The sequence below is a fragment of the Exiguobacterium sp. MH3 genome (assembly GCF_000496635.1).
GTDB lineage: Bacteria > Bacillota > Bacilli > Exiguobacteriales > Exiguobacteriaceae > Exiguobacterium_A > Exiguobacterium_A indicum.
In genome coordinates, this window is sequence record NC_022794.1 from 445,403 (window position 1) to 468,912 (window position 23,510).

Annotated in this window: 19 protein-coding genes, 2 rRNA genes and 1 riboswitch; all 21 genes read left to right on the top strand. The window is 51.2% G+C overall.

Annotation, left to right across the window (positions count from 1 at the left end; translation table 11 throughout):
* Positions 1–132: 132 nt before the first annotated feature.
* The 21 genes from U719_RS02290 (at position 133) to pcrA (ending at position 23,500) form a co-directional block, all read left to right on the top strand.
* Positions 133–3,046: ribosomal RNA gene (locus U719_RS02290) — 23S ribosomal RNA — on the top strand.
* 46 nt (positions 3,047–3,092) lie between these two features.
* Positions 3,093–3,208: ribosomal RNA gene (rrf, locus tag U719_RS02295) — 5S ribosomal RNA — on the top strand.
* Positions 3,209–3,307: 99 nt separating this feature from the next.
* On the top strand, positions 3,308–3,505 hold the full coding sequence (locus U719_RS02300; protein WP_023467064.1) for an NETI motif-containing protein: 198 nt from the start codon (positions 3,308–3,310) through the stop codon (positions 3,503–3,505).
* A 209-nt stretch (positions 3,506–3,714) separates the two neighbouring features.
* A riboswitch (purine riboswitch) is annotated at positions 3,715–3,816 on the top strand.
* A gap of 89 nt (positions 3,817–3,905) precedes the next feature.
* Positions 3,906–4,397, top strand: a complete 492-nt coding sequence (purE, locus tag U719_RS02305) for a 5-(carboxyamino)imidazole ribonucleotide mutase (protein WP_023467065.1) — start codon at positions 3,906–3,908, stop codon at positions 4,395–4,397.
* A complete protein-coding gene (purK, locus tag U719_RS02310; protein WP_023467066.1) occupies positions 4,394–5,497 on the top strand; it encodes a 5-(carboxyamino)imidazole ribonucleotide synthase in 1,104 nt (367 codons plus the stop codon). The genes purE and purK overlap by 4 nt, the downstream gene beginning before the upstream one ends.
* Entirely contained in the window at positions 5,494–6,789 is a 1,296-nt protein-coding gene (gene purB, locus U719_RS02315) for an adenylosuccinate lyase (protein ID WP_023467067.1), read from the top strand. Before purK ends, purB begins: the two co-directional genes overlap by 4 nt.
* 59 nt (positions 6,790–6,848) lie before the next feature.
* Positions 6,849–7,556 (top strand): phosphoribosylaminoimidazolesuccinocarboxamide synthase, encoded by a 708-nt coding sequence (purC, locus tag U719_RS02320; protein ID WP_023467068.1) that lies wholly within the window; start codon positions 6,849–6,851, stop codon positions 7,554–7,556.
* Positions 7,553–7,801, top strand: coding sequence for a phosphoribosylformylglycinamidine synthase subunit PurS (gene purS, locus U719_RS02325; protein WP_023467069.1), 249 nt, complete (start codon positions 7,553–7,555; stop codon positions 7,799–7,801). The genes purC and purS overlap by 4 nt, the downstream gene beginning before the upstream one ends.
* Positions 7,798–8,481 carry a phosphoribosylformylglycinamidine synthase subunit PurQ gene (purQ, locus tag U719_RS02330; RefSeq protein WP_023467070.1) on the top strand — a complete coding sequence of 228 codons (684 nt, stop codon included), beginning with the start codon at positions 7,798–7,800 and terminating at the stop codon, positions 8,479–8,481. The genes purS and purQ overlap by 4 nt, the downstream gene beginning before the upstream one ends.
* Positions 8,462–10,681: a phosphoribosylformylglycinamidine synthase subunit PurL gene (purL, locus tag U719_RS02335; RefSeq protein WP_023467071.1), complete on the top strand. Its 2,220-nt coding sequence runs from the start codon at positions 8,462–8,464 to the stop codon at positions 10,679–10,681. Before purQ ends, purL begins: the two co-directional genes overlap by 20 nt.
* The gene (gene purF / locus U719_RS02340) at positions 10,657–12,066 is read left to right on the top strand and encodes an amidophosphoribosyltransferase (RefSeq protein WP_023469885.1); all 1,410 of its coding nucleotides are present in this window, start codon (positions 10,657–10,659) and stop codon (positions 12,064–12,066) included. Before purL ends, purF begins: the two co-directional genes overlap by 25 nt.
* Before the next feature lie 16 nt (positions 12,067–12,082).
* Positions 12,083–13,117, top strand: coding sequence for a phosphoribosylformylglycinamidine cyclo-ligase (gene purM / locus U719_RS02345; protein WP_023467072.1), 1,035 nt, complete (start codon positions 12,083–12,085; stop codon positions 13,115–13,117).
* Positions 13,114–13,689, top strand: coding sequence for a phosphoribosylglycinamide formyltransferase (gene purN / locus U719_RS02350; RefSeq protein ID WP_023467073.1), 576 nt, complete (start codon positions 13,114–13,116; stop codon positions 13,687–13,689). The genes purM and purN overlap by 4 nt, the downstream gene beginning before the upstream one ends.
* Positions 13,686–15,206, top strand: coding sequence for a bifunctional phosphoribosylaminoimidazolecarboxamide formyltransferase/IMP cyclohydrolase (gene purH / locus U719_RS02355; RefSeq protein WP_023467074.1), 1,521 nt, complete (start codon positions 13,686–13,688; stop codon positions 15,204–15,206). Before purN ends, purH begins: the two co-directional genes overlap by 4 nt.
* Positions 15,207–15,221: 15 nt before the next feature.
* Positions 15,222–16,484 carry a phosphoribosylamine--glycine ligase gene (purD, locus tag U719_RS02360; RefSeq protein ID WP_023467075.1) on the top strand — a complete coding sequence of 421 codons (1,263 nt, stop codon included), beginning with the start codon at positions 15,222–15,224 and terminating at the stop codon, positions 16,482–16,484.
* 210 nt (positions 16,485–16,694) lie between these two features.
* Complete coding sequence (locus tag U719_RS02365) at positions 16,695–18,434, top strand: adenine deaminase C-terminal domain-containing protein (protein WP_023467077.1); 1,740 nt, start codon at positions 16,695–16,697, stop codon at positions 18,432–18,434.
* 68 nt (positions 18,435–18,502) lie between these two features.
* Positions 18,503–18,817, top strand: coding sequence for a YerC/YecD family TrpR-related protein (locus tag U719_RS02370; RefSeq protein ID WP_023467078.1), 315 nt, complete (start codon positions 18,503–18,505; stop codon positions 18,815–18,817).
* Between the two features lie 37 nt (positions 18,818–18,854).
* Positions 18,855–20,234, top strand: a complete 1,380-nt coding sequence (locus U719_RS02375; protein ID WP_023467079.1) for a TrkH family potassium uptake protein — start codon at positions 18,855–18,857, stop codon at positions 20,232–20,234.
* A gap of 12 nt (positions 20,235–20,246) precedes the next feature.
* Positions 20,247–20,471: a hypothetical protein gene (locus U719_RS02380; protein ID WP_023467080.1), complete on the top strand. Its 225-nt coding sequence runs from the start codon at positions 20,247–20,249 to the stop codon at positions 20,469–20,471.
* Between the two features lie 62 nt (positions 20,472–20,533).
* The gene (locus tag U719_RS02385; protein WP_023467081.1) at positions 20,534–21,229 is read left to right on the top strand and encodes a heptaprenylglyceryl phosphate synthase; all 696 of its coding nucleotides are present in this window, start codon (positions 20,534–20,536) and stop codon (positions 21,227–21,229) included.
* A 45-nt stretch (positions 21,230–21,274) separates the two neighbouring features.
* Positions 21,275–23,500, top strand: a complete 2,226-nt coding sequence (gene pcrA, locus U719_RS02390) for a DNA helicase PcrA (RefSeq protein WP_023467082.1) — start codon at positions 21,275–21,277, stop codon at positions 23,498–23,500.
* The last annotated feature ends 10 nt before the right edge of the window (positions 23,501–23,510 follow it).

Here is a 23,510-nt window from a genome sequence, read left to right on the forward strand (position 1 = left end):
CGTTCAGTTTTGAGAGCTCGTCTCTCAGTCTCGAAAGAGACACTCGCACCTTGAAAACTGAAGACATCAACAAGACATCAAACTTTTAATTAACCATGTCATTAGACGTGTGTTCTTAGAATACCAACGCTAGATCAAGGTATGAAGGGCGTACGGTGGATGCCTTGGCACTAGGAGCCGATGAAGGACGCGACGAACAGCGATATGCTTCGGGGAGCAGTAAGTATGCTTTGATCCGAAGATTTCCGAATGGGGGAACCCACCATCCGTAATGGGATGGGACATGTTACATGAATACATAGTGTAGCGTGAGGCAGACCCGGGGAACTGAAACATCTAAGTACCCGGAGGAAGAGAAAGCAAATGCGATTCCCTGAGTAGCGGCGAGCGAAACGGGAACAGCCCAAACCGAAGAGCATGCTCTTCGGGGTTGTAGGACACTCTACACGGAGTCAAAAAGGAAGACAGTAGGTGAAGGACCTGGAAAGGTCGGCCGAAGAAGGTGACAGCCCTGTAGCTGAAACTGTTTTCCCTCCAGAGTGGATCCTGAGTACGGCGGGACACGTGAAACCCCGTCGGAATCCGGGAGGACCATCTCCCAAGGCTAAATACTCCCTAGTGACCGATAGTGAACCAGTACCGTGAGGGAAAGGTGAAAAGCACCCCGGAAGGGGAGTGAAATAGATCCTGAAACCGTATGCCTACAAGTAGTCAGAGCCCGTTAACGGGTGATGGCGTGCCTTTTGTAGAATGAACCGGCGAGTTACGATAACGCGCGAGGTTAAGCCGATGAGGCGGAGCCGTAGCGAAAGCGAGTCTGAACAGGGCGTTCAGTGCGTTGTCGTAGACCCGAAACCAGGTGATCTACCCATGTCCAGGATGAAGGTCAGGTAACACTGACTGGAGGTCCGAACCCACGCACGTTGAAAAGTGCGGGGATGAGGTGTGGGTAGCGGTGAAATGCCAATCGAACCTGGAGATAGCTGGTTCTCCCCGAAATAGCTTTAGGGCTAGCCTCGAGGTTGAGAGTTCTGGAGGTAGAGCACTGATTGGACTAGGGGCCCCCACAGGGTTACCGAATTCAGTTAAACTCCGAATGCCAGCAACTTATACTCGGGAGTCAGACTGCGAGTGATAAGATCCGTAGTCAAGAGGGAAACAGCCCAGACCGCCAGCTAAGGTCCCAAAGTGTATGTTAAGTGGAAAAGGATGTGGCGCTGCCTAGACAGCTAGGATGTTGGCTTAGAAGCAGCCACCATTCAAAGAGTGCGTAATAGCTCACTAGTCGAGTGGCGCCGCGCCGAAAATGTAACGGGGCTAAACATACCACCGAAGCTGCGGATTCCGTAAGGAATGGTAGGGGAGCGTTCCAAACCGCTGTGAAGCTGTACCGGAAGGAGCAGTGGAGCGTTTGGAAGTGAGAATGCCGGTGTGAGTAGCGAAAAGAGGGGTGAGAATCCCCTCCGTCGAAAGCCCAAGGTTTCCTGAGGAAGGCTCGTCCGCTCAGGGTTAGTCTGGACCTAAGCCGAGGCCGAAAGGCGTAGGCGATGGATAACAGGTTGATATTCCTGTACCGCCGATCCACCGTTTGAACAATGGGGGGACGCAGGAGGATAGTGACGCATGCGGATGGAAGTGCATGTGCAAGTTTCAAGACCGTCTGATTGGCAAATCCGTCAGGCATCAAAGTCAAGGAACGATGCGGAGTCCCGTAGGGACGTAGGTCACGATTTCACACTGCCAAGAAAAGCCTCTAGTGAGGGGGAAGGCGCCAGTACCGTAAACCGACACAGGTAGGCGAGATGAGAATTCTAAGACGCGCGGGATAACTCTCGTTAAGGAACTCGGCAAAATGGTCCCGTAACTTCGGGAGAAGGGACGCTCTACATGAGTAGAGCCGCAGTGAATAGGCCCAAACGACTGTTTAGCAAAAACACAGGTCTCTGCTAAATCGCAAGATGACGTATAGGGGCTGACGCCTGCCCGGTGCTGGAAGGTTAAGGGGATGGGTTAGCGCAAGCGAAGCTTTGAACCGAAGCCCCAGTAAACGGCGGCCGTAACTATAACGGTCCTAAGGTAGCGAAATTCCTTGTCGGGTAAGTTCCGACCCGCACGAAAGGCGTAACGATTTGGGCACTGTCTCAACGAGAGACCCGGTGAAATCATAGTACCTGTGAAGATGCAGGTTACCCGCGACAGGACGGAAAGACCCCATGGAGCTTTACTACAGCCTGATATTGAGGCTTTGTGCATGATGTACAGGATAGGCGGGAGACGTCGAGCCCGGAGCGCCAGCTTCGGAGGAGTCACCCTTGGGATACCGCCCTTCATGCATAGAGTCTCTAACTCGCAGCCGTGATCCGGCTGGAGGACCGTGTCAGGCGGGTAGTTTGACTGGGGCGGTCGCCTCCTAAACAGTAACGGAGGCGCCCAAAGGTTCCCTCAGAATGGTTGGAAATCATTCGTAGAGCGCAAAGGCAGAAGGGAGCTTGACTGCGAGACCTACAAGTCGAGCAGGGACGAAAGTCGGGCTTAGTGATCCGGTGGTTCCGCATGGAAGGGCCATCGCTCAACGGATAAAAGCTACCCTGGGGATAACAGGCTGATCTCCCCCAAGAGTCCACATCGACGGGGAGGTTTGGCACCTCGATGTCGGCTCATCGCATCCTGGGGCTGGAGTAGGTCCCAAGGGTTGGGCTGTTCGCCCATTAAAGCGGTACGCGAGCTGGGTTCAGAACGTCGTGAGACAGTTCGGTCCCTATCCGTCGTGGGCGCAGGAAATTTGAGGAGAGCTGTCCTTAGTACGAGAGGACCGGGATGGACGCACCGCTGGTGTACCAGTTGTTCCGCCAGGAGCATCGCTGGGTAGCTACGTGCGGACGGGATAAATGCTGAAAGCATCTAAGCATGAAGCCCCCTCCAAGATGAGATTTCCCTTTGAGTAATCAAGAAAGACCCCTCAGAGACGATGAGGTAGATAGGTCACGGGTGGAAGCATGGCGACATGTGGAGCTGAGTGATACTAATCGGTCGAGGCCTTGTTCTAGCAGATGCTTGTTGATGACTTCAGTTTTGAGGGCGCGAGCCCGTCGTCTGGTGACGATAGCCAAGTGGTCACACCCGTTCCCATGCCGAACACGGAAGTTAAGCACTTGAACGCCGAAAGTAGTTGGGGGCTTCCCCCTGTGAGGATAGGACGTTGCCAGGCAAACGGTGGTTCTGGAGCATACGCTCAAGGGCCGCCGCTTTTTTGTGTCTTTTTGTAGAAAGACATGTATTCATTTTAATGAAGGGACTGAACAGGGATATGGCGAAAAAAACGAAACTACGCGTAGCCGTCGAAGAGAACGAGACGATTGGTGCCTGTTTGGATCGTATCGATGCCATGGGATACCGCCCGACGGTCCGACGAGAAGAACCGATCTTTGGATTAGACGCTAATGGCGAACCGTATCCAATTCGTCAGCAAATCGTCTTCGATTGCAAAGTGAAAGAGAACGAATAACTGCCTAGAGCATCCTCCGAATCATGTGGAGGGTGCTTTTTTTAGTGCTTGATTCCATGTGATGCCTTTCAAGAAAATAAACTCCGAATGGACACTAGATGAAATCAGAAAAACTACTTTTAAAACCGAACGATAAATTTTCAGACAATTAAATTGTTCGCCTTTGGTTGACGCCTTGGGATGGACTTGTTAAGATGAAGTCGTGACAGGATGATTGAATATAAACACCTCGTATAATAGCAGGGATATGGCTTGCAAGTTTCTACCCAACGACCCTAAATCGTTGGACTATGGGGTATATGGATGTTCGTCGATATTTCTTTGGCGTACCTTTTTATACCCTAAGCCACCCTTTTAGCCGTGGTTTGGGCTTTTTTTATGCACAAAGGAGGAAACAGCGATGGGAAATGTAGAAGTCGGCGTCATCATGGGAAGTCAATCGGATTGGGAAACGATGAAACATACATGTGATGTGTTGGAGCAACTTGAGATTCCATACGAAAAGAAAGTCGTTTCCGCACACCGGACACCGGATCTAATGTTTCGTTATGCTGAATCAGCACGTGAACGAGGACTGAAGGTCATCATTGCCGGTGCAGGCGGTGCTGCTCATCTACCGGGCATGGTCGCTGCTAAAACGACATTACCCGTCATCGGTGTTCCTGTGAAGAGTAGAGCGCTCCAAGGAATTGATTCCTTGCTCTCGATCGTTCAAATGCCAGGTGGCGTACCGGTCGCAACGGTTGCCATCGGAGAAGCAGGCGCAAAAAACGGCGGATTGCTAGCTGCTCAAATTCTCTCGATTCAAGATGAACGACTTGCCCGCAAGCTCGATCATATGCGAGTCGAACTAGAAGGAGACGTCATTGCATCTGGAGGGAACCTGCTATGAAACGAATCGGGATATTAGGCGGCGGTCAACTTGGTCGAATGATGGCTCTGTCGGCGCGTGAGATGGGCTTTGAGATTTTGACACTCGACCCAACAGACAACGCACCATGTGCGCAAGTGGCGGATCAACATATCCAAGCTCCCTTCACGGATGTCGAGGCAGCCAAACAGCTCGCAGCTGAATCAGATGTCGTCACCTACGAATTTGAGAACATCTCAACGGAAGTCGCTGAAGCAATCGGGACGAAACTGATTCATGGAACGGATCTCCTTTTTCAAACGCAACATCGGGTACGGGAAAAAGAGATGATTGAACGCATTGGACACTCTGTCGCTCCGTACTATCCGGTGACGCATCCTTCTGACTTAGAGGAAGCAAAACAGCGACTCGAGTTACCGTTCGTCTTGAAGACAGCACGATTCGGCTATGACGGAAAAGGACAGACCGTCATCCGGACGGAAGAACAGTTCCAAGCGGCAATCGAACGATTCGAACCGACAGAGTATGTTGCGGAGCAGTGGTTACCGTTTGATCAGGAAATTTCCGTCATCGTCACTCGAAGCGCAACAGAAACACGTGTCTTCCCAGTCAGTGAGAACATTCACCAAGAGAACATTTTGCATCTATCGATTGTACCGGCACGCATTTCTGAATCGCTCGAACAAGAAGCAATTGCGCTCGCTGAATCGATCGCGGATGCCGTCGGGCTGATCGGTACACTGGCCATCGAGTTGTTTGTCGTTGGTTCTCGACTAATCGTCAATGAACTAGCACCCCGACCACACAATTCGGGTCACTATTCGATTGATGCTTGCGAAACATCCCAGTTCGAGCAACATATCCGTGCCATCAGTGGTCTCCCACTCGGTGATACCCGTCTGACGACACCGGTCGTCATGGCGAACATCCTGGGTCAGCATGTCACAGCATTATACGAGGAACTACCGAGACTAAACGCTCGGACGAAAGTTCACTTATATGGAAAAGCAGAAGCCAAGACAGGACGCAAGATGGGCCATTTGAACATTCTTGCGGATACCGTCGACGATGCTTTGGCAGAAGTCGAACGCCTGTCGATATGGAAGGAGACAGTTCAATGATCGAACGGTATACACGTCCTGAGATGAAAGCGATCTGGACCGAACAAAACAAATTCGAGGCTTGGTTAAAAGTCGAGATCCTTGCGTGTGAAGCATGGAGTGAACTAGGGGTCATCCCGAAAGAGGACGTCCAGTTGCTTTGGGACAATGCCTCATTTGATGTCAACCGCATCCTTGAAATCGAGCAAGAGACACGTCATGATGTCATCGCTTTTACGCGCGCTGTCTCTGAAACACTTGGAGAAGAACGCAAGTGGGTCCATTACGGACTCACGTCAACGGACGTCGTCGATACAGCACTCTCGTATCTGTTGAAGCAAGCAAACGACATTCTTGCTGCGGATCTTGATCGGTTCATCGAAATCTTAAAAGTCAAAGCGAACGAACATAAATATACGGTCATGATGGGACGCACACATGGCGTACATGCAGAACCGACGACGTTCGGTCTGAAACTAGCGCTTTGGTATGAAGAGATGAAGCGGAATAAAGTTCGTTTCGAAGCAGCGCGTGAGACGGTCGAATACGGCAAGATGTCGGGTGCCGTCGGAACATTCGCGAACATCGATCCGTTCATTGAAAAGTATGTCTGCGAAAAGTTAGGAACAAAACCAGCTCCGGTCTCCACGCAAACGTTACAACGTGATCGTCATGCACACTATATGTCGACGCTTGCTTTGATCGCGACATCGATCGAAAAGATGGCAACGGAAATCCGGGGTCTGCAAAAGACGGAAACACGTGAAGTCGAAGAATTCTTCGCTAAAGGTCAAAAAGGATCATCGGCGATGCCGCACAAGCGGAATCCAATCGGTTCAGAGAACATGACAGGTCTTGCCCGAGTCATCCGTGGACACATGGTGACGGCGTACGAGAACGTCTCACTCTGGCACGAACGGGATATCTCGCATTCTTCGGCCGAACGCATCATTCTTCCGGATGCGACAGGACTACTCAACTATATGTTGAACCGTTTCGGAAACATCGTGAAGAACTTGACAGTCTTCCCGGACAACATGAAGCGGAACATGGACCGGACGTTTGGTGTCATCTTCTCTGGACATGTCTTACTCGCTTTAATCGAAAAAGGCTGGTCGCGTGAAGCAGCGTATGATTTCGTTCAACCGCGTGCGATGCAGGCGTGGGAAGAACAAATCATGTTCCGTGACTTATTGTGGCAAGAACAGGACATTCAACAGCTTTTCACAGAAGAAGAGCTCGATGCGTGTTTCGATCCGACGTATCATACGAGTCGTGTCGATGAAATCTTTGAACGGTGTGGCTTGAACTAATCAACCTGAGACGGGGCACTTGCCCCGTCTACATCTTAGGATCATGGGGGACGAAAGCGATGCAACCACTTTATGAAGGAAAAGCAAAACGATTGTACACGACGCAGGAGCAGGATGTGCTCCGGATCGTCTATAAAGACGAGGCCACGGCATTCAACGGCGAGAAAAAAGAAGTCTTTGCTGGAAAAGGCGAATTGAACAACCGGTTGACGAGTCATTTCTTTGAAATCCTCGAACAAGCGGGCATTCCGACACATTTCATTGAACGTGTCTCGGAGCGCGAACAGCTCGTACGTCGTGTCACCATCATTCCACTCGAAGTCGTCGTCAGAAACGTCGTCGCGGGAAGCTTGAGTAAACGGCTCGGTATCGAAGAAGGTACGGTACTCGAAACACCAATCGTTGAGTTCTACTATAAAGATGATACGTTAGGCGATCCACTCGTCACCTCATCACACATCAATTTACTGAAGATTGCGACTTCTGAAGAGTTGAAACAGTTGTCGGACAAGGCACTTCGCGTGAATGAAGTCTTGCAACCTTACTTCCGTCAAAACGGAATCACGTTGATTGATTTTAAACTGGAATACGGAAAGATGGCAGACGGAACGATTCTACTAGCTGATGAGATTTCACCAGATACATGCCGTTTGTGGGATCAAGCAACTGGAGAACATCTCGATAAAGATGTCTTCCGCCGCAACATCGGTTCACTGACAGAGACCTACCAAACACTATTCAATCGCCTAGGAGGAAACACACAATGAAAAAAGTCATCGTATCGATCGCATTACGGGAAAGCATTTTAGATCCACAAGGAGTTGCTGTAAAAGGCGGATTGCAACAGCTTGGTTTTACGGGTGTCGAGAGTGTCCGAATCGGAAAACAGATTGAACTGCTCGTTGAAACGGAAACGACAGAAGCGATGATTCATGAGATGTGTCAAAAACTACTCGTCAACACGGTGATGGAAGATTACCAGATTACGATCGAAGAGGTGACGCCAGCATGAAGTTCGCGGTCATCGTCTTTCCGGGATCGAACTGTGATTTAGATATGTACCATGCGGTCAAGGATGCTCTCGGAGAAGAAGCTGAATACGTCTTCCATACCGAAACATCACTTGAAGGCTACGACGGCGTCCTGTTACCGGGCGGATTCTCCTACGGAGATTACCTTCGTTGCGGCGCGATCGCGCGCTTCTCACCGATCATGGAAGAAGTCAAACGTTTTGCGGCAGAAGGGAAAACGGTCCTCGGGGTATGTAACGGATTCCAGATCCTTGTCGAAGCGGGACTCTTACCAGGTGTCTTGCACCGAAACAACGGCTTGAAGTTCATGTGCCGGACGGTTGAACTAAAGGTTGAGAATACAAAGACACGTTTTACATCGGATTACCTGCCAGGCGAGACGATCTCGATTCCGATCGCGCATGGTGAAGGAAACTACCACTGCGACGATGCGACTTACGCGATGCTGCAAACGAACGGACAAATCGCCTTCACATATGTCGACAATCCGAACGGCTCGCGCGGCGATATCGCCGGAATCACGAACAAAGCCGGCAACGTTCTTGGGATGATGCCACACCCGGAACGAGCGGTCGAACTCTTGACCGGCGGAACAGATGGACTAAAACTCTTTACTTCACTCGTCAAACAGGGGGCACACCATGCTAAAACAACAGTCTGAACCAACACCAGAATTGATTCAAGAGCAACGCGTCTATGCCACGATGGGCTTGAGTGATACAGAATACCAGATGGTCGTCGATTTACTCGGACGCCAACCGAACTATACGGAAACAGGATTGTTCTCAGTCATGTGGTCCGAGCATTGTTCATACAAGACATCTAAACCTGTCCTCCGTCAATTCCCGACGACTGGACCACGTGTCTTACAAGGACCAGGGGAAGGTGCAGGTGTCGTTGATATCGGCGATGAGCAGGCAGTCGTCTTTAAGATCGAAAGCCACAACCATCCATCCGCTGTTGAACCGTATCAAGGGGCTGCGACAGGCGTCGGCGGAATCATTCGTGACATCTTCTCGATGGGCGCACGACCGGTCGCACTCATGAACTCGCTCCGTTTCGGTCATCTCGGTACACCACGTGTCAATCAATTGTTCGAACAAGTCGTCGCCGGAATCGCCGGTTACGGCAACTGTGTCGGTATTCCAACGATCGGTGGCGAAATCGGATTTGATCGCTCGTATGAAGGCAATCCACTCGTCAACGCGATGTGTATCGGTTTAATCAACCATGCCGATATTCAAAAAGGTCAGGCAAAAGGTGTCGGGAACTCGGTCATGTACGTCGGTGCAGCTACTGGACGCGACGGGATCCATGGTGCGACGTTTGCCTCTGAGGATCTCGGAGAGGATACGGAAGCAAAACGTCCGGCTGTTCAAGTCGGTGATCCATTCATGGAGAAGTTATTGATTGAAGCTTGTCTTGAAATCGTCGGGCATCCGGCACTCGTCGGAATGCAGGACATGGGTGCTGCCGGACTGACATCGTCTTCAGCAGAGATGGCTTCAAAAGCAGGCATGGGCATCGAGATGCACCTCGATGACGTCCCGCAACGAGAAACAGGGATGACTGCCTACGAAATGATGCTCTCGGAATCACAGGAGCGGATGTTACTCGTCGTCAAGCGTGGTCGCGAAGCAGAGATCGAAGCAATCGTCAGCAAATGGGGACTCCATGCCGTTCACGTTGGAGAAGTCATTGAAGAGAAAGTCTTACGTTTGATCCATCATGGGGATATCGTCGCAGAAGTTCCGGTTGATGCGTTAGCAGAAGAAGCACCAGTCTACGAAAAACCATCCCGCGTTCCTGCGTATTATGAAGAATTCCAAGCGATGGAAGAGACGCTTCCAGTCGTCGAAGATGTCGTTGAGACATGGCGGGCGTTACTCCGTCAGCCGACGATCGCTTCAAAACGCTGGGTCTACGATCAGTACGATCATATGGTCCAGACATCGACCGTCGTCGCACCAGGATCAGACGCAGCCGTCATTCGTGTCCGCGGCACGAACAAAGCGCTCGCGATGACGACCGACTGTAACAGCCGTTTCGTCTACTTGGATCCATACGTCGGTGGACAGATTGCGGTAGCAGAAGCAGCACGTAATATCGTCGCGAGTGGGGCGACACCACTCGCCATCACGGATTGTCTGAACTTCGGAAATCCGGATAAACCAGAAGGCTTCTGGCAGTTGCAACAAGCAACAGCCGGTATGGCAGAAGCATGTCGTGTCCTTGAGACACCTGTCATCGGTGGAAACGTCTCACTCTACAACGAGTCAGCCGGTCAAGCGGTTCACCCGACACCGGTCGTCGGAATGGTTGGATTACACGAGCAAACCGAATGGATCACGACACAACACGTCAAACAAGCTGGTGACCAGATTTATCTATTAGGAGAAACAACAGCCGAGTTTGGCGGCAGTGAACTTCAATATATGCAATTCGGTAAATCATTCGGTCGCGCACCACAGATCGATTTAGCCGTCGAACACGCACGCTTACAATTGTTACAGCAGGCAGTACAAGCAGGTGAAGTCAATGCGATGCATGATGTATCAGAAGGTGGTCTTGCCATCGCTCTCGCTGAGATGACGTTTGGGACGAACCTCGGGTTGACGGTTCAGTTCGACGGACCGACCTTACACCTGTTCAGCGAATCGCAATCACGCTTCATCGTTACGGTGCCACAAGCGCACGTCACAGCATTCGAACAACGGACTGGTGCTCAAGCGATCGGTGTCGTTACGAACGATGAGCTTCTCGTCATCGAAACGGCAGAGACACGGATCGAAGCAGACCGTTCGACCTTACAGGGAGACTGGGAAGGAGCAATCGCGTGTTATATGACATCAAAGGACTAAATGAGGAGTGTGGCGTCTTCGGGATCTTCGGACAACCGAATGCGGCGCAACTTGCTTATTACGGCTTGCATAGCTTGCAACACCGGGGACAAGAAGGGGCAGGCATCGTCACGAGTGACGGTGACGACCTCTTCCCACATCGCGGGCAAGGACTCGTAACGGAAGTCTTTTCGGAAGAGACACTGACGAATCTGAAAGGACATCATGCAATCGGACATGTCCGGTATTCGACAGCAGGAGGAAACACGCTTGAGAACACTCAACCGCTGCATTTCAAATCGCGGACGGGAGATCTTGCTCTCGCACATAACGGAAACCTCGTCAACGCGGATTCACTGAAGCACCTGTTAGAAGCAGAGGGTGCCATCTTTCAGACGACGAGTGATACGGAAGTCGTCGCCCATCTCGTCAAACGCAGTAAGCTCGACACACTCGAAGACCGGATTGCCGACAGTCTCGCGCGTCTCGTTGGGGCGTTCGCCTTCCTTTTCTTAACGGAAGAAACGTTATTCGTAGCAGTTGATCCACACGGACTGCGTCCACTGTCACTTGGGAAGACACCAGACGGCGGCATCGTATTCGCGTCAGAAACATGTGCCTTTGATATCGTCGGCGCGGAGTTCATTCGTGATATCGAGCCAGGGGAGCTCGTAACGATCACAGAACACGGCATGTCGTCTCGTCAATACATGGAACCACGTGAACGAGCAATGTGTTCGATGGAATACATCTACTTCTCGCGCCCAGATTCAATCATTGATGGCGTCAACGTCCATACGGCTCGCAAAGCACTCGGGAAAAAGATGTATGAAGAAGCACCGGTCGAAGCAGATGTCGTTACCGGGGTGCCGGATTCAAGTATCTCGGCAGCGATTGGCTACGCGGAAGCGAGCGGTATTCCATATGAAATGGGATTGATCAAGAACCGGTATGTCGGACGGACGTTCATCCAGCCGTCACAGGAGTTACGGGAACGTGGGGTCAAAATGAAGTTGTCCGCGCTACGCGGCGTCGTACAAGGAAAGCGTGTCATCATGGTCGATGATTCAATCGTCCGGGGAACGACGAGTCGTCGCATCGTCGGTTTGTTACGTGAAGCGGGTGCGACGGAAGTGCACGTCCGCATCACGGCACCACCGATTACGAATCCATGTTATTACGGGATTGATACTTCATCGAAGGAAGAACTGATCTCTGCTCGGTTGATGCCGGAAGAAATCCGTCAGGAAATCGGTGCGGATTCCCTTGAATTCTTAACTGTACCGGGCATGGTCGATGCGATCGATCGCCCGTTCGATGGACCGTTAAAAGGACAATGTACCGCTTGCTTCACAGGAGAGTATCCGACACCGCTCGGTTCGCTCGAGTTAGAAGCTAAACTTTGATAGATGGGGGAAGAACATGAGCAAACATTACGAAGCAGCAGGTGTGAGTCTGACAGCAGGATATGAGTCAGTCACCCGAATGAAAAAACACGTCGCCCGTTCGATGCGCAAAGAAGTATTGACGGGACTCGGTAGCTTTGGTGCGATGTTCGACCTCAGCCAATTGCAGTTGAAAGAACCGATCCTTGTCAGTGGGACAGATGGTGTCGGTACGAAACTCAAGCTCGCTTTCGCACTGGAACAACACGATACGATCGGGATCGACTGTGTCGCGATGTGTGTGAACGATATCATCGTCCAAGGCGCGGAACCACTTTATTTCCTTGATTATATCGCGCTCGGTCAGGCGATTCCGGCGAAGATCGAACGGATCGTCGCAGGTGTCGCAGAAGGTTGCGTCCAGGCGGGATGTACGTTAATCGGCGGCGAAACAGCGGAAATGCCAGGGATGTATGCGGACGGCGAATATGATATCGCCGGGTTCGCCGTCGGTGCCGTCGAGAAACAAAAATTAATCACAGGTGATAACGTCGCAGCAGGAGATGTCATTCTCGGTCTCGCTTCGTCTGGCGTCCATTCGAACGGGTTCTCACTCGTCCGTAAAATCGTCGCCGACAGTGGACTCCGCTACGAAGATGAAGTCATGATGCTCGGTCATACGCTCGGAAATGCGCTCCTCATGCCAACACGTATCTACGTCGAAGCAGTCAAAGCAGCCCTTGAGACGGAAAAGATCCAAGCGATGGTCCATATTACGGGTGGTGGATTCTACGAGAACGTACCACGCGTCTTACCGGAAGGGCTCGGCGCATCGTTCGATCCGAAAAAGTGGCCGACGTTACCAGTCTTCGACTGGCTCGAGCAAGCGGGTGATTTGCCACGACATGATATGTATAATGTCTTCAACATGGGGATCGGTTTCATGTTGATCGTCAAACCGGAAGATGTCGCGGAAGTGACAGCACGCCTCGCTCGTGAAAATGAGACAGCGTACGTGATTGGTCAGGTGACCGATCAAGAAGGTGTCCGGATTCAAGGAGTCGACGCATGAAGATCGCCTGTTTTGCATCAGGAAGCGGTAGTAATGTCGAAGCACTTTTTGAAGCAATCGAGGCAGGAACGTTACATGCCTCGATCGAACTGATCGTCTGCGATCAACCGGACGCAGCAGTCATCGAACGGGCGAAACGACGCGGATGTGACGTCTTCGTCTTTCGGGCGAAGGACTATCCGGATAAACCGAGTTTTGAGCGGGAGATCATTGCCCGTCTTGAAGCGAAAGGCGTCGAACGGATCATTCTCGCCGGCTACATGCGATTGATCGGGGAAGAGTTGCTCGGACGATACGCAGGGCGGATCGTCAACATCCACCCGTCGCTACTTCCGGCCTTCCCGGGAAAAGATGCGATCGGACAAGCATTTCGTGGCGGAGTTAAAATCACAGGTGTTACAATTCATATAGTCGATGAAGGCATGGACACAGGACCGATCATGGCCCAAGAAGCCGTCCGGATTACAGAAGAGATGACGCGTGAAACATTGCAACAAGCGATTCAGCGTGTCGAACATAGACTGTATCCGCAAGTCATCGAAGAGTGGATGAAAGAGGAGGCAAACGTATGAGAGCGTTAATTAGTGTGTCGGATAAAACAGGAATCGTCGAATTAGGACGAGCGTTCCATGAAGCAGGGATCGAGCTCGTCTCGACAGGCGGAACACATCAAGCATTAGAGGAAGCTGGGCTTCCGGTCATTGGTATCAGTGAAGTCACACAATTCCCAGAAATGCTCGATGGGCGTGTCAAGACGCTCCATCCAATGGTTCATGGTGGATTACTCGGTCGTCGTGACCTTGAATCCCATCGTGAGCAGATGGCTGCGCAACAGATTCAACCGATTGATTTCGTCGTCGTCAATCTGTATCCGTTCAAGCAGACGGTCTTACAAGAAGACGTCGCCTATGCCGATGCGATCGAGAACATCGATATCGGTGGACCAAGCATGTTGCGTTCAGCAGCGAAAAACCACGCAGCTGTCACGGTCGTCGTCGACCCAGCTGATTACGAAACGGTCGTTGCTGAGATTCGTGAAGGCGGTACGATGTTTGAGACACGTCAACGTCTTGCGGCGAAAGCCTTTCGGCATACAGCGGCGTACGATGCGTTGATCGCGGATTATTTCTTGACGCAAACAGGTGAAAAGTTCCCCGATCAGTTGACGATCACGCTTGAGAAAGTCCAAGATCTCCGTTACGGAGAAAATCCACACCAAGAAGCAGCCTTCTATAAAACACCGATTTACCGTGGAGCTTCCCTCGCTTCAGCGAAACAATTGCACGGTAAAGAGTTGTCGTATAACAACATTCAAGATGCGAACGCCGCACTTGAAATTCTCGATGAGTTCCGCGAAGCAGCAGCCGTCGTCGTTAAACACATGAACCCATGTGGTGTGGCCGTCGGTCCAACGATCGGAGAGGCATTCCGCCGCGCTCATGCAGCCGATCCAGTGTCGATCTTCGGTGGCATCGTCGCCTTGAACCGTGAAGTCGATTTAGAGACAGCAGAACAATTAAGCGGCATCTTCCTTGAGATCATCATCGCTCCATCCTTCACGGAAGAAGCATTCGCCTTGTTGTCAGCAAAAAAGAACATCCGTCTGCTTGAACTCGACGTCAAGCGTGTCCAAGCGATCCGTTATACGGCAGTCGCTGGCGGCATGCTCGTCCAAGACAGTGACGATGAGACGCTCGATGATGCAGCAGCACGCGTCGTGACAGACCGCAAACCGACAGCGGCGGAATGGGAGGACTTGAAACTCGCATGGCGCGCCGTCAAACACGTCAAGTCGAATGCGATCGTTCTCGCGAAAGACGAAGTAACGGTCGGCGTTGGTGCAGGACAGATGAACCGTGTTGGTTCAGCGAACATCGCGATTACGCAAGCCGGAGAAAAAGCAGTTGGCGCGTCCCTTGCTTCCGATGCCTTCTTCCCAATGGGTGATACGGTCGAAGCGGCAGCAGCAGCTGGCATTACAGCAATTATCCAACCAGGCGGCTCGATTCGCGACCAAGAGTCAATCGATGCGTGTAACAAACATGGCATTACGATGGTCTTTACGAACGTTCGACATTTCAAACACTAAGCGGAGGCGATTTGAATGAAGGTATTGGTGATTGGTAAAGGAGGGCGTGAACACGCGCTCGTCTGGAAGCTGGCACAGGATGAACGGATCGAGACCGTGTATGCTGCGCCTGGGAATGCCGGGATGACACAAGCCACATGTGTTCCGATCGCCGAAGATGCTATCGATGAACTCGTGACGTTCGCACAAGACGAACAGATCGATTGGACGATCGTCGGACCAGAAGGACCACTTGTTCTCGGAGTCGTTAACGCCTTTCAGGCAGCGGGACTGCAAATCTTCGGACCAACACGGGAAGCGGCGGCGATCGAAGGAAGTAAGCAGTTCGCGAAAGAATTGATGGAGCGTGCCGGTATTCCGACCGCTGCTCACGCCGTCTTTACTTCAGCAGCAGATGCAGAGGCGTATGTTCGCAAAGCGGGTGCACCGATCGTCATCAAAGCCGATGGACTTGCTGCCGGAAAAGGAGTCACGGTCGCAGAAACCGTGGACCAGGCGCTTGTTGCAATCCACGATACGTTTGCCGGAGAATACGGTCAACAAAGCCGCGTCGTCATCGAAGAATGCCTGATCGGAGAAGAGTGTTCGTTGATGGCATTCGTTCACGAAGAGACGGTCATTCCAATGGTATTGTCGCAAGATCATAAACGGGCGTTTGACGGTGACTTAGGTCCGAACACAGGAGGAATGGGCGCGTATTCTCCGCTACCTCAGTGGGACGAAGCGGCGTTGACGACAGAAGCTGTTGATCGCATCATTCAGCCGCTTGTCGATCAGATGGCAAGCGAAGGGATTCCGTTCACCGGCTTCCTCTATGCCGGTCTGATGCTGACGAAACAAGGACCGTTCGTCATCGAGTTCAATGCTCGGTTCGGTGATCCGGAGACAGAAGTCATTCTCCCGCGCTTAGAGACGCCGTTGCTTGATGTCATCATGCCGCTGATGGACGGACAGACACCAGAAGTCGTTTGGACGGATCAAGCAGCTGTCGGTGTCGTCGTCGCAGCAGAAGGATATCCGGAAGCGCCAAAAACGGAACAAGTGATTCCACTTGACCAGATCGGGGATGATCTTCTCGTTTTTCATGCCGGAACGGCAGGACGAAACGATCAACTTGTCTCAGCTGGTGGACGTGTCCTCGTGTGTGTCAGCCGTGCCGAGACAATCGAGCAGGCTGTCGAACAGGTCTATGCAAACTTACCAGACGTGACGGATCAGCCATTCTTTTACCGAACTGATATTGCTCAAAAAGCCTTTCGTGCCTCGCATGAATCATGATATCTGAACCAGACGTGCTCGAAGGAGCCTCGTCTGGTTTTTTGTTTCTTGGCGAAGTGCACGAAAAGATTTGTCTTCCATGGCGAATTTGTGTTATTTTGACCAAATGAATCCGGAACGGGGCAAAACTTCTTGAAACTTACTTAGCAACATTTTAGTATAAGAACTATAAGAAAGCGTTTTCAATAAAACAAAGGAGGTCGAGCTTTCGTGAAAAAAAATTGTGGAAGATCCCCTTGGACGAAATCTGAAGTACGAACACACCAAGCGGTCATCAGCGGAAAGCTTGCACCGACACTTGTCATACAGAATGCCACTTACCTGAATCATGGTGTCAAAGCATGGCGGACGGCGAACATCTGGATTAGTGGCGACCGGATCGTCTATGTCGGTCCAGAGATGCCGGAACAAGCCGATGCGTACCATGATGCGACAGGTCAATATATCGTACCCGGTTACATTGAACCCCATGCCCATCCGTTCCAACTTTACAATCCAGCGAGTCTTGCAAAATTCGCAGCAGAGCGGGGAACATCGACGCTCGTCAACGACAATATGTTGTTATTATTAGAGCCGACGGAGCAAGCGTTTGCTCAAGTTGAGGCGCTAGCAGACTTACCGACCTCGATGTACTGGTGGGCACGACTCGACGCACAAACCGAGCTTGATGCCGACAGTATCTCGATCGATAATCGCCGGATTCAAGCGTGGCTCAAGCATCCACAAGTCATCCAAGCAGGTGAGTTGACGGGATGGCCACGTCTCTCGCAAGGGGACGATGAATTGCTCCATTGGATGCAGGATGCGATCAAACTCGGAAAACCGATCGAAGGTCATTTCCCTGGTGCTTCAGCGAAGACGCTGACGAAGATGGCGCTGTATGGCGTGACGAGCGATCACGAAGCGATGACGGTCGAAGAAGCGATGACACGTCTTGAACTTGGCTATACGACGACAATTCGTTATTCATCGATTCGTCCAGATCTACCGGATATCTTTAAAGGTCTCGTCGAAGCAGGGTTGACGCAGTTCGATAAGGTGCTCGTGACGACAGATGGTTCAACGCCGTCCTTTTATAAGGCAGGCATGATGGATGAGACGATCCGATTGATGCTCGAGGCAGGCATCCCGGTCGAAGAAGCGTACCGGATCGCGTCGTACAATGCAGCGCGTCATTTTAATCTCGATCATCTACTCGGGAGTATCGCACCAGGACGAATCGCGCATCTCAATTTCCTTGAGGCAAAAGATGCACCGACACCTGTCGCCGTACTTGCGCGCGGCACATGGGTCCGTCAAGCCGACATCCCCTGTTACCCGGCAGAAGCGCTTGATGCTGTCTATGCGCTCATGCCACGCTCGGAAGTCCAGGTTTCCTTAACGGAACAGGATTTTTCGTTTAGCATGCCGGTTGGTCTTGAGATGGTCAATTCCGTCATCATGAAGCTCTATCAAGTCGAACACGATACAAGTGTGCCTGTGCTACCGACAGGATGTGATGAATCCTTCCTGATGTTACTCGACCGGGAAGGGAAGTGGCGACTGAATACCGTTCTGAAAAACTTTGCGACACAAGTCGGTGGTCTCGTCAGTTCGTACTCGATTAGCGGTGATATCTTGATGATCGGTAAATCGAAACGAGACATGCAAGTCGCGTTTGATCGAATGAAAGCGTTCGGCGGCGGAATCGTTCTCGTCGAGGACGGAGAAGTCATCGCTGAAGTTCCGTTGACCTTGATGGGGCAGACGTCCGACTTGCCACTCGAAGATTTGATTGTTCAGGAAACCGCTCTACGGGAAGCCTTGTTCGAACGCGGTTATGCGTTTGAAGATCCTGTCTATACGTTGCTATTCCTAGCGTCAACTCACTTGCCATATGTGCGGATCACGCCGCAGGGAATATACGAAGTCCTTCGGAAAAAAGTCCTTTTCCCAGCGATTTTGCGATGATGCTTGAATTTTAAAACGTCGCGCTTTAAACTATTAAAGAGCAATTGAATGGGAAAGGGAGTCACAAGATGCAACTCGATAAATTGCGTGGAAAAGAATTGGATCAGTTATTTACAGCCATCATGAAGATGGATTCATTAGAAGATTGTTATACGTTGTTCGAAGACTTAGCGACCGTCAACGAAATCCAGGCGCTCGCCCAACGTCTTGAAGTCGCACGTCAATTACGTGAAGGCAATACGTATCACAAAATCGAAAAGGCGACCGGTGCTTCAACAGCAACGATCTCGCGTGTCAAACGTTGCTTGAACTACGGTTCGGGCGGTTATGATCTGGCGCTTGCCCGCCTAGGTCTTATCGAGCAAGAAGTAGCGGATAACTAATGTTATCCGCTACTTCTATGAAGGGGGGCGTGTCATATTGGATTTTGCGTTACAACAAAGAATTCAACATTTCATTCGAAGGCTGACGCCCATCCAGTCGCTCGTCATCATCTACTTCGTTGCGGTCATCATCGGGATCATCCTACTCGGTCTGCCGTGGTCGACCAAGGGAGACTACAACTGGGATTTCACGGACCTCGTCTTCATGGCGGTCAGTTGTGTCAGTGTCACGGGTTTGACGACGGTCTCGGTCTCAGAAACCTTCACGACGTTCGGCTACTTCATGATCATGATTTTAGTGCAAGTCAGCGGAATTGGTTTGATGTCGCTTCATATCGCGATGTGGGTCATTCTCGGAAAACGAATCGGCTTTCGGGAACGCCAACTCGTCGTCCGAGATCAGAACCAGACGACGATGCAAGGGGTCGTCAAATACATTCGCGAAGTCATCTTGATCATCGTCTCGATTGAATTGATTGGGGCATTGATTCTCGGGCTGTACTATACGAAATATTTTCCGACACTCGGTGAAGCGATGCTCCAAGGACTGTTCGGATCGGTCAGTGCGACGACGAATGCCGGTTTTGATATCACGGGTGAATCGTTACTACCGTTTCGCGGTGATTTGTTCGTCGTCTTCATGCAAATTTTGTTGCTGACGCTTGGTGCGATCGGCTTTCCGGTACTCGTCGAAGTCCGGCGCTACATCTCGTACCGGGCGACACGCCAAGCGACACGTCAACCGTATCATTTTTCACTGTTTACAAAATTGACGGCGTCAACGTTCTTCATTCTCGTCCTATTCGGAACGGTAGCATTGCTGCTATTTGAATGGAACCAATCCTTTAAAGGTTTACCGATCGATGAGAAGCTCGTCGACGCCTTGTTCCAATCCGTCACGACCCGAAATGGGGGATTGACGACGGTCGACATCACCTCCTTCTCACAAGCGTCGATTTTCGTCCTGTCGCTCTTGATGTTCATCGGGGCGTCACCGTCTTCCGTTGGTGGGGGGATTCGAACGACGACGTTCGCGGTCGCCGTCTTGAGTGTCATCGCCTTCATCCGAGGCGAATACGGCATCAAAATCTTTGGTCGTGAGATTGGTCAGTCGGACATCTGGAAAGCCTTCGTCGTCATCGTCGTCTCGACTGGTGTGACGATGGTCGGATTGATCGTCTTGTTGCTTGTCGAGGATGCCCCGTTCCTCGTGCTGTTTTTTGAAGCCTGTTCGGCGTTCGGAACGACCGGTCTATCGCTCGGCATCACGGATCAACTATCGGATATCGGAAAATGGACGTTGTCCGTGCTGATGTTCATCGGTCGAATCGGTGTCATCTCGTTCGTTCTTCTCTTGAAGGCGAACCAACCGAAACGTAACTATAACTATCCGAAGGAATCCGTCATCATCGGATAAGGAGGCTCTTTTATGAAACGTGCCTTTTGGATCAACTTCGCCTATATCTTTGCTGTTCCTGTCTTACCGTTTTTGGCGCTCGTCAACGGTCGAGCACTCTGTTCACCGGATTCACCGTTACTGGACGTCCCGGTACTCGGCTTCTTTTTGGCAGAGCCGTGGGCGTTCGTGCCGGTATATGCGGTCTTTGCGTTGTTACTGGCGTCAATCTTGACGAAACGACGGACACACGTCTGACCATCTCGCCCTGCGCGAGATGGTTTTTTGTTTTATACTGAATGTGGAATGAGAAAGAGAGGATGGGACGAACCGTGTTATTACCTTTTAATGAATGGCGACATGTCTTTAAACTAGATCCAGCAAAACCAATCGATGATGCTAGCCTGCAGGCGATTGCGACGTCCGGAACGGATGCGATCCTTGTCGGTGGAACGGATGACATCACACTCGATGCGACGCTTGATCTCTTGATGCGTTTGCGACGGTATCCAGTCGCAGTGGCACTCGAGATTTCTGAACTCGAAGCCGCAACGATGGGATTTGATACGTATCTGACACCGACGGTCCTGAATGCCGGTACATTAGAGTACGTCGTCGAAAAACAAGTCGAGGCGTTAGAACAAGTCGGTCATATGCTGGCGCACGCTGATCTTGTCGGGGAAGGGTATATCGTCCTGAATCCTGATGCGAAGGTCGCGCGTGTGACACAAGCAAAACCGCTAACATTAGATGAGACCGTCGCTTATGCGCAGTTAGCGGATAGCGTCTTCCGTCTACCGGTCGTGTATCTCGAATACAGCGGCGTTTACGGAGAACCGGAACGAGTCGCAGCCGTTCGCGATGTCTTGAAACAGGCACGCCTGTTTTACGGTGGAGGAATCGACTCCGAGGAGCGAGCGCGTGAGATGCTGCAGTATGCGGATACGATCGTCGTCGGGAACGTCATTTATGAGGATTTAAAAGCAGCGCTTGCGACCGTCGCAGCGACACGATAAAATATAGGAACAAAAGTTCGGAATATAAGAAATGAGGCTATTGATATGTTTAATTTGAGTGAACAGCTCGTCAGTGGACTAAACCCTGAGCAAGCAAGAGCAGTCAAGCATACGGAAGGTCCACTGCTGATCATGGCAGGAGCCGGTTCCGGGAAGACACGCGTCCTGACACATCGGGTCGCTTATTTGATGGCGGCTAAACAAGTCGCACCGTGGAACATCCTCGCGATTACGTTCACGAACAAGGCGGCGCTAGAAATGCGAGACCGGATCGGTCGTTTGGTCGGTGGTGTCGCGAACGATATTTGGGTCTCGACCTTCCACTCGATGTGCGTCCGGATGTTACGTCGCGACATCGATCAGCTTGGATACGATCGTAACTTCACGATTCTTGATTCAAGTGATCAGCAGTCGGCGATCAAGCTCGTCTTAAAGGAACAAAACTTGGACCCGAAAAAATGGGATCCACGTTCGATGCTGACGATCATCTCGTCACAGAAAAATGAATTACGCAGTGCTGAATTCTACGCCTCGATCGTGACGAGCCCGTATGAAAAGACAGTTGCTGAAATCTATAAAGGATATGAAGCGGTCTTACGCCGGAACAACGCGCTCGACTTTGATGATTTGATCGGAAAAACGACGGAATTGTTCAAGAAGAGTCCGGATGTCCTTGCTTACTATCAGAAGAAATTCCGCTACATTCATGTCGATGAGTATCAAGATACGAACAAAGCCCAGTATGATCTCGTCAACCTGTTAGCATCGGGACATCAGAATCTCTGTGTCGTTGGAGACTCGGATCAGTCGATCTATCGCTGGCGTGGTGCTGACATCGCGAACATCCTCTCGTTCGAAGAGGACTATCCGAATGCAGCTGTCATCTTACTCGAGCAAAACTACCGTTCTTCCAAACGAATCTTGGAAGCAGCCAACCATGTCATCCAAAACAACTCGACACGTAAAGATAAGAAACTTTGGACGGATAATGATGAAGGCGAGAAGCTCGTCGTTCATACGGCAGAGAATGAGCGGGAAGAAGCCTTTTATATCGTCCAGGAGATTCGGAACTCGCTTCGTTACGGGATGAAACTGAGCGATATCGCGATTCTGTACCGGACGAATGCGCAATCGCGTGCGATCGAGGAAACGCTTCTTAAGTCGAACGTTCCGTACAAAATGATCGGCGGCACGAAGTTCTACGATCGTAAAGAGATCAAGGACGTGTTTGCTTATCTCCGATTGATTTCGAATCCAGATGAAGACCTGTCATTCGCGCGGATCGTCAACGAACCAAAACGCGGGATTGGTGCGACGACGATTGATAAGCTGCGTGATTTCGCCGACTTACAAGGTGTGTCATTGATGGAAGCGATTCGCGATATCGAATTGTCGAGTATCGCACCAAAGACGGCAGCGAAGCTGACGGATTTCCGGACGATGATTCTCGGACTCAGCCAAATGCAAGAATTCATCAGCCTTTCGGAACTAGTCGAAGAAGTACTCGAGAAATCAGGCTATCGTCAAGTGCTGAAGGAAGATAAGACGCTTGAAGCACAAAGTCGTCTCGAGAACATCAACGAGTTCATCACCGTTGCACAAAACTTCGAGAAGGAGACGGCGAAAGCCGATCCAGAAGACCGGACGATCATCGCCTTCTTGACTGATTTGACACTCGTCGCCGATGTCGATTCACTCGACGAGACGGATCCAGAAGAACAAGTCACGTTGATGACGCTCCACTCGGCAAAAGGACTCGAGTTCCCGGTCGTCTTCTTGATTGGGATGGAGGAAGGGTTGTTCCCACATAGCCGCTCGCTTCAAGATGAAGACGAGATGGAAGAAGAACGTCGCCTCGCGTACGTCGGGATCACACGTGCTGAGAAACGCCTTTACTTGTCACACGCGCGGATGCGCTCCCTGTACGGACGAACGAATGCGAACCAAGAATCACGGTTCCTAGCAGAGCTGCCGGAAGTCGTCATCGAGCGGACTGGTAAAAAAGCGAAGCCACTCCCATGGGAAGACCGTCCTGTCCCGCAAGGCAAGGCCGTCATCGGTCGCTCGATCAGTAAACCGACAGCAATGAAGACGTCAGGTGCGGAAACGCTCGGTTGGTCGGTCGGAGATAAGGCAGAGCACGGGAAATGGGGACTCGGTACAGTCGTCCAGACTCGTGGTGAAGGGGATAATCTTGAAATCGATATCGCATTCCCAGCAGTCGGAATCAAACGATTGCTCGCGAAATTCGCACCGATTAAAAAGGTATGACGGGAGGTCC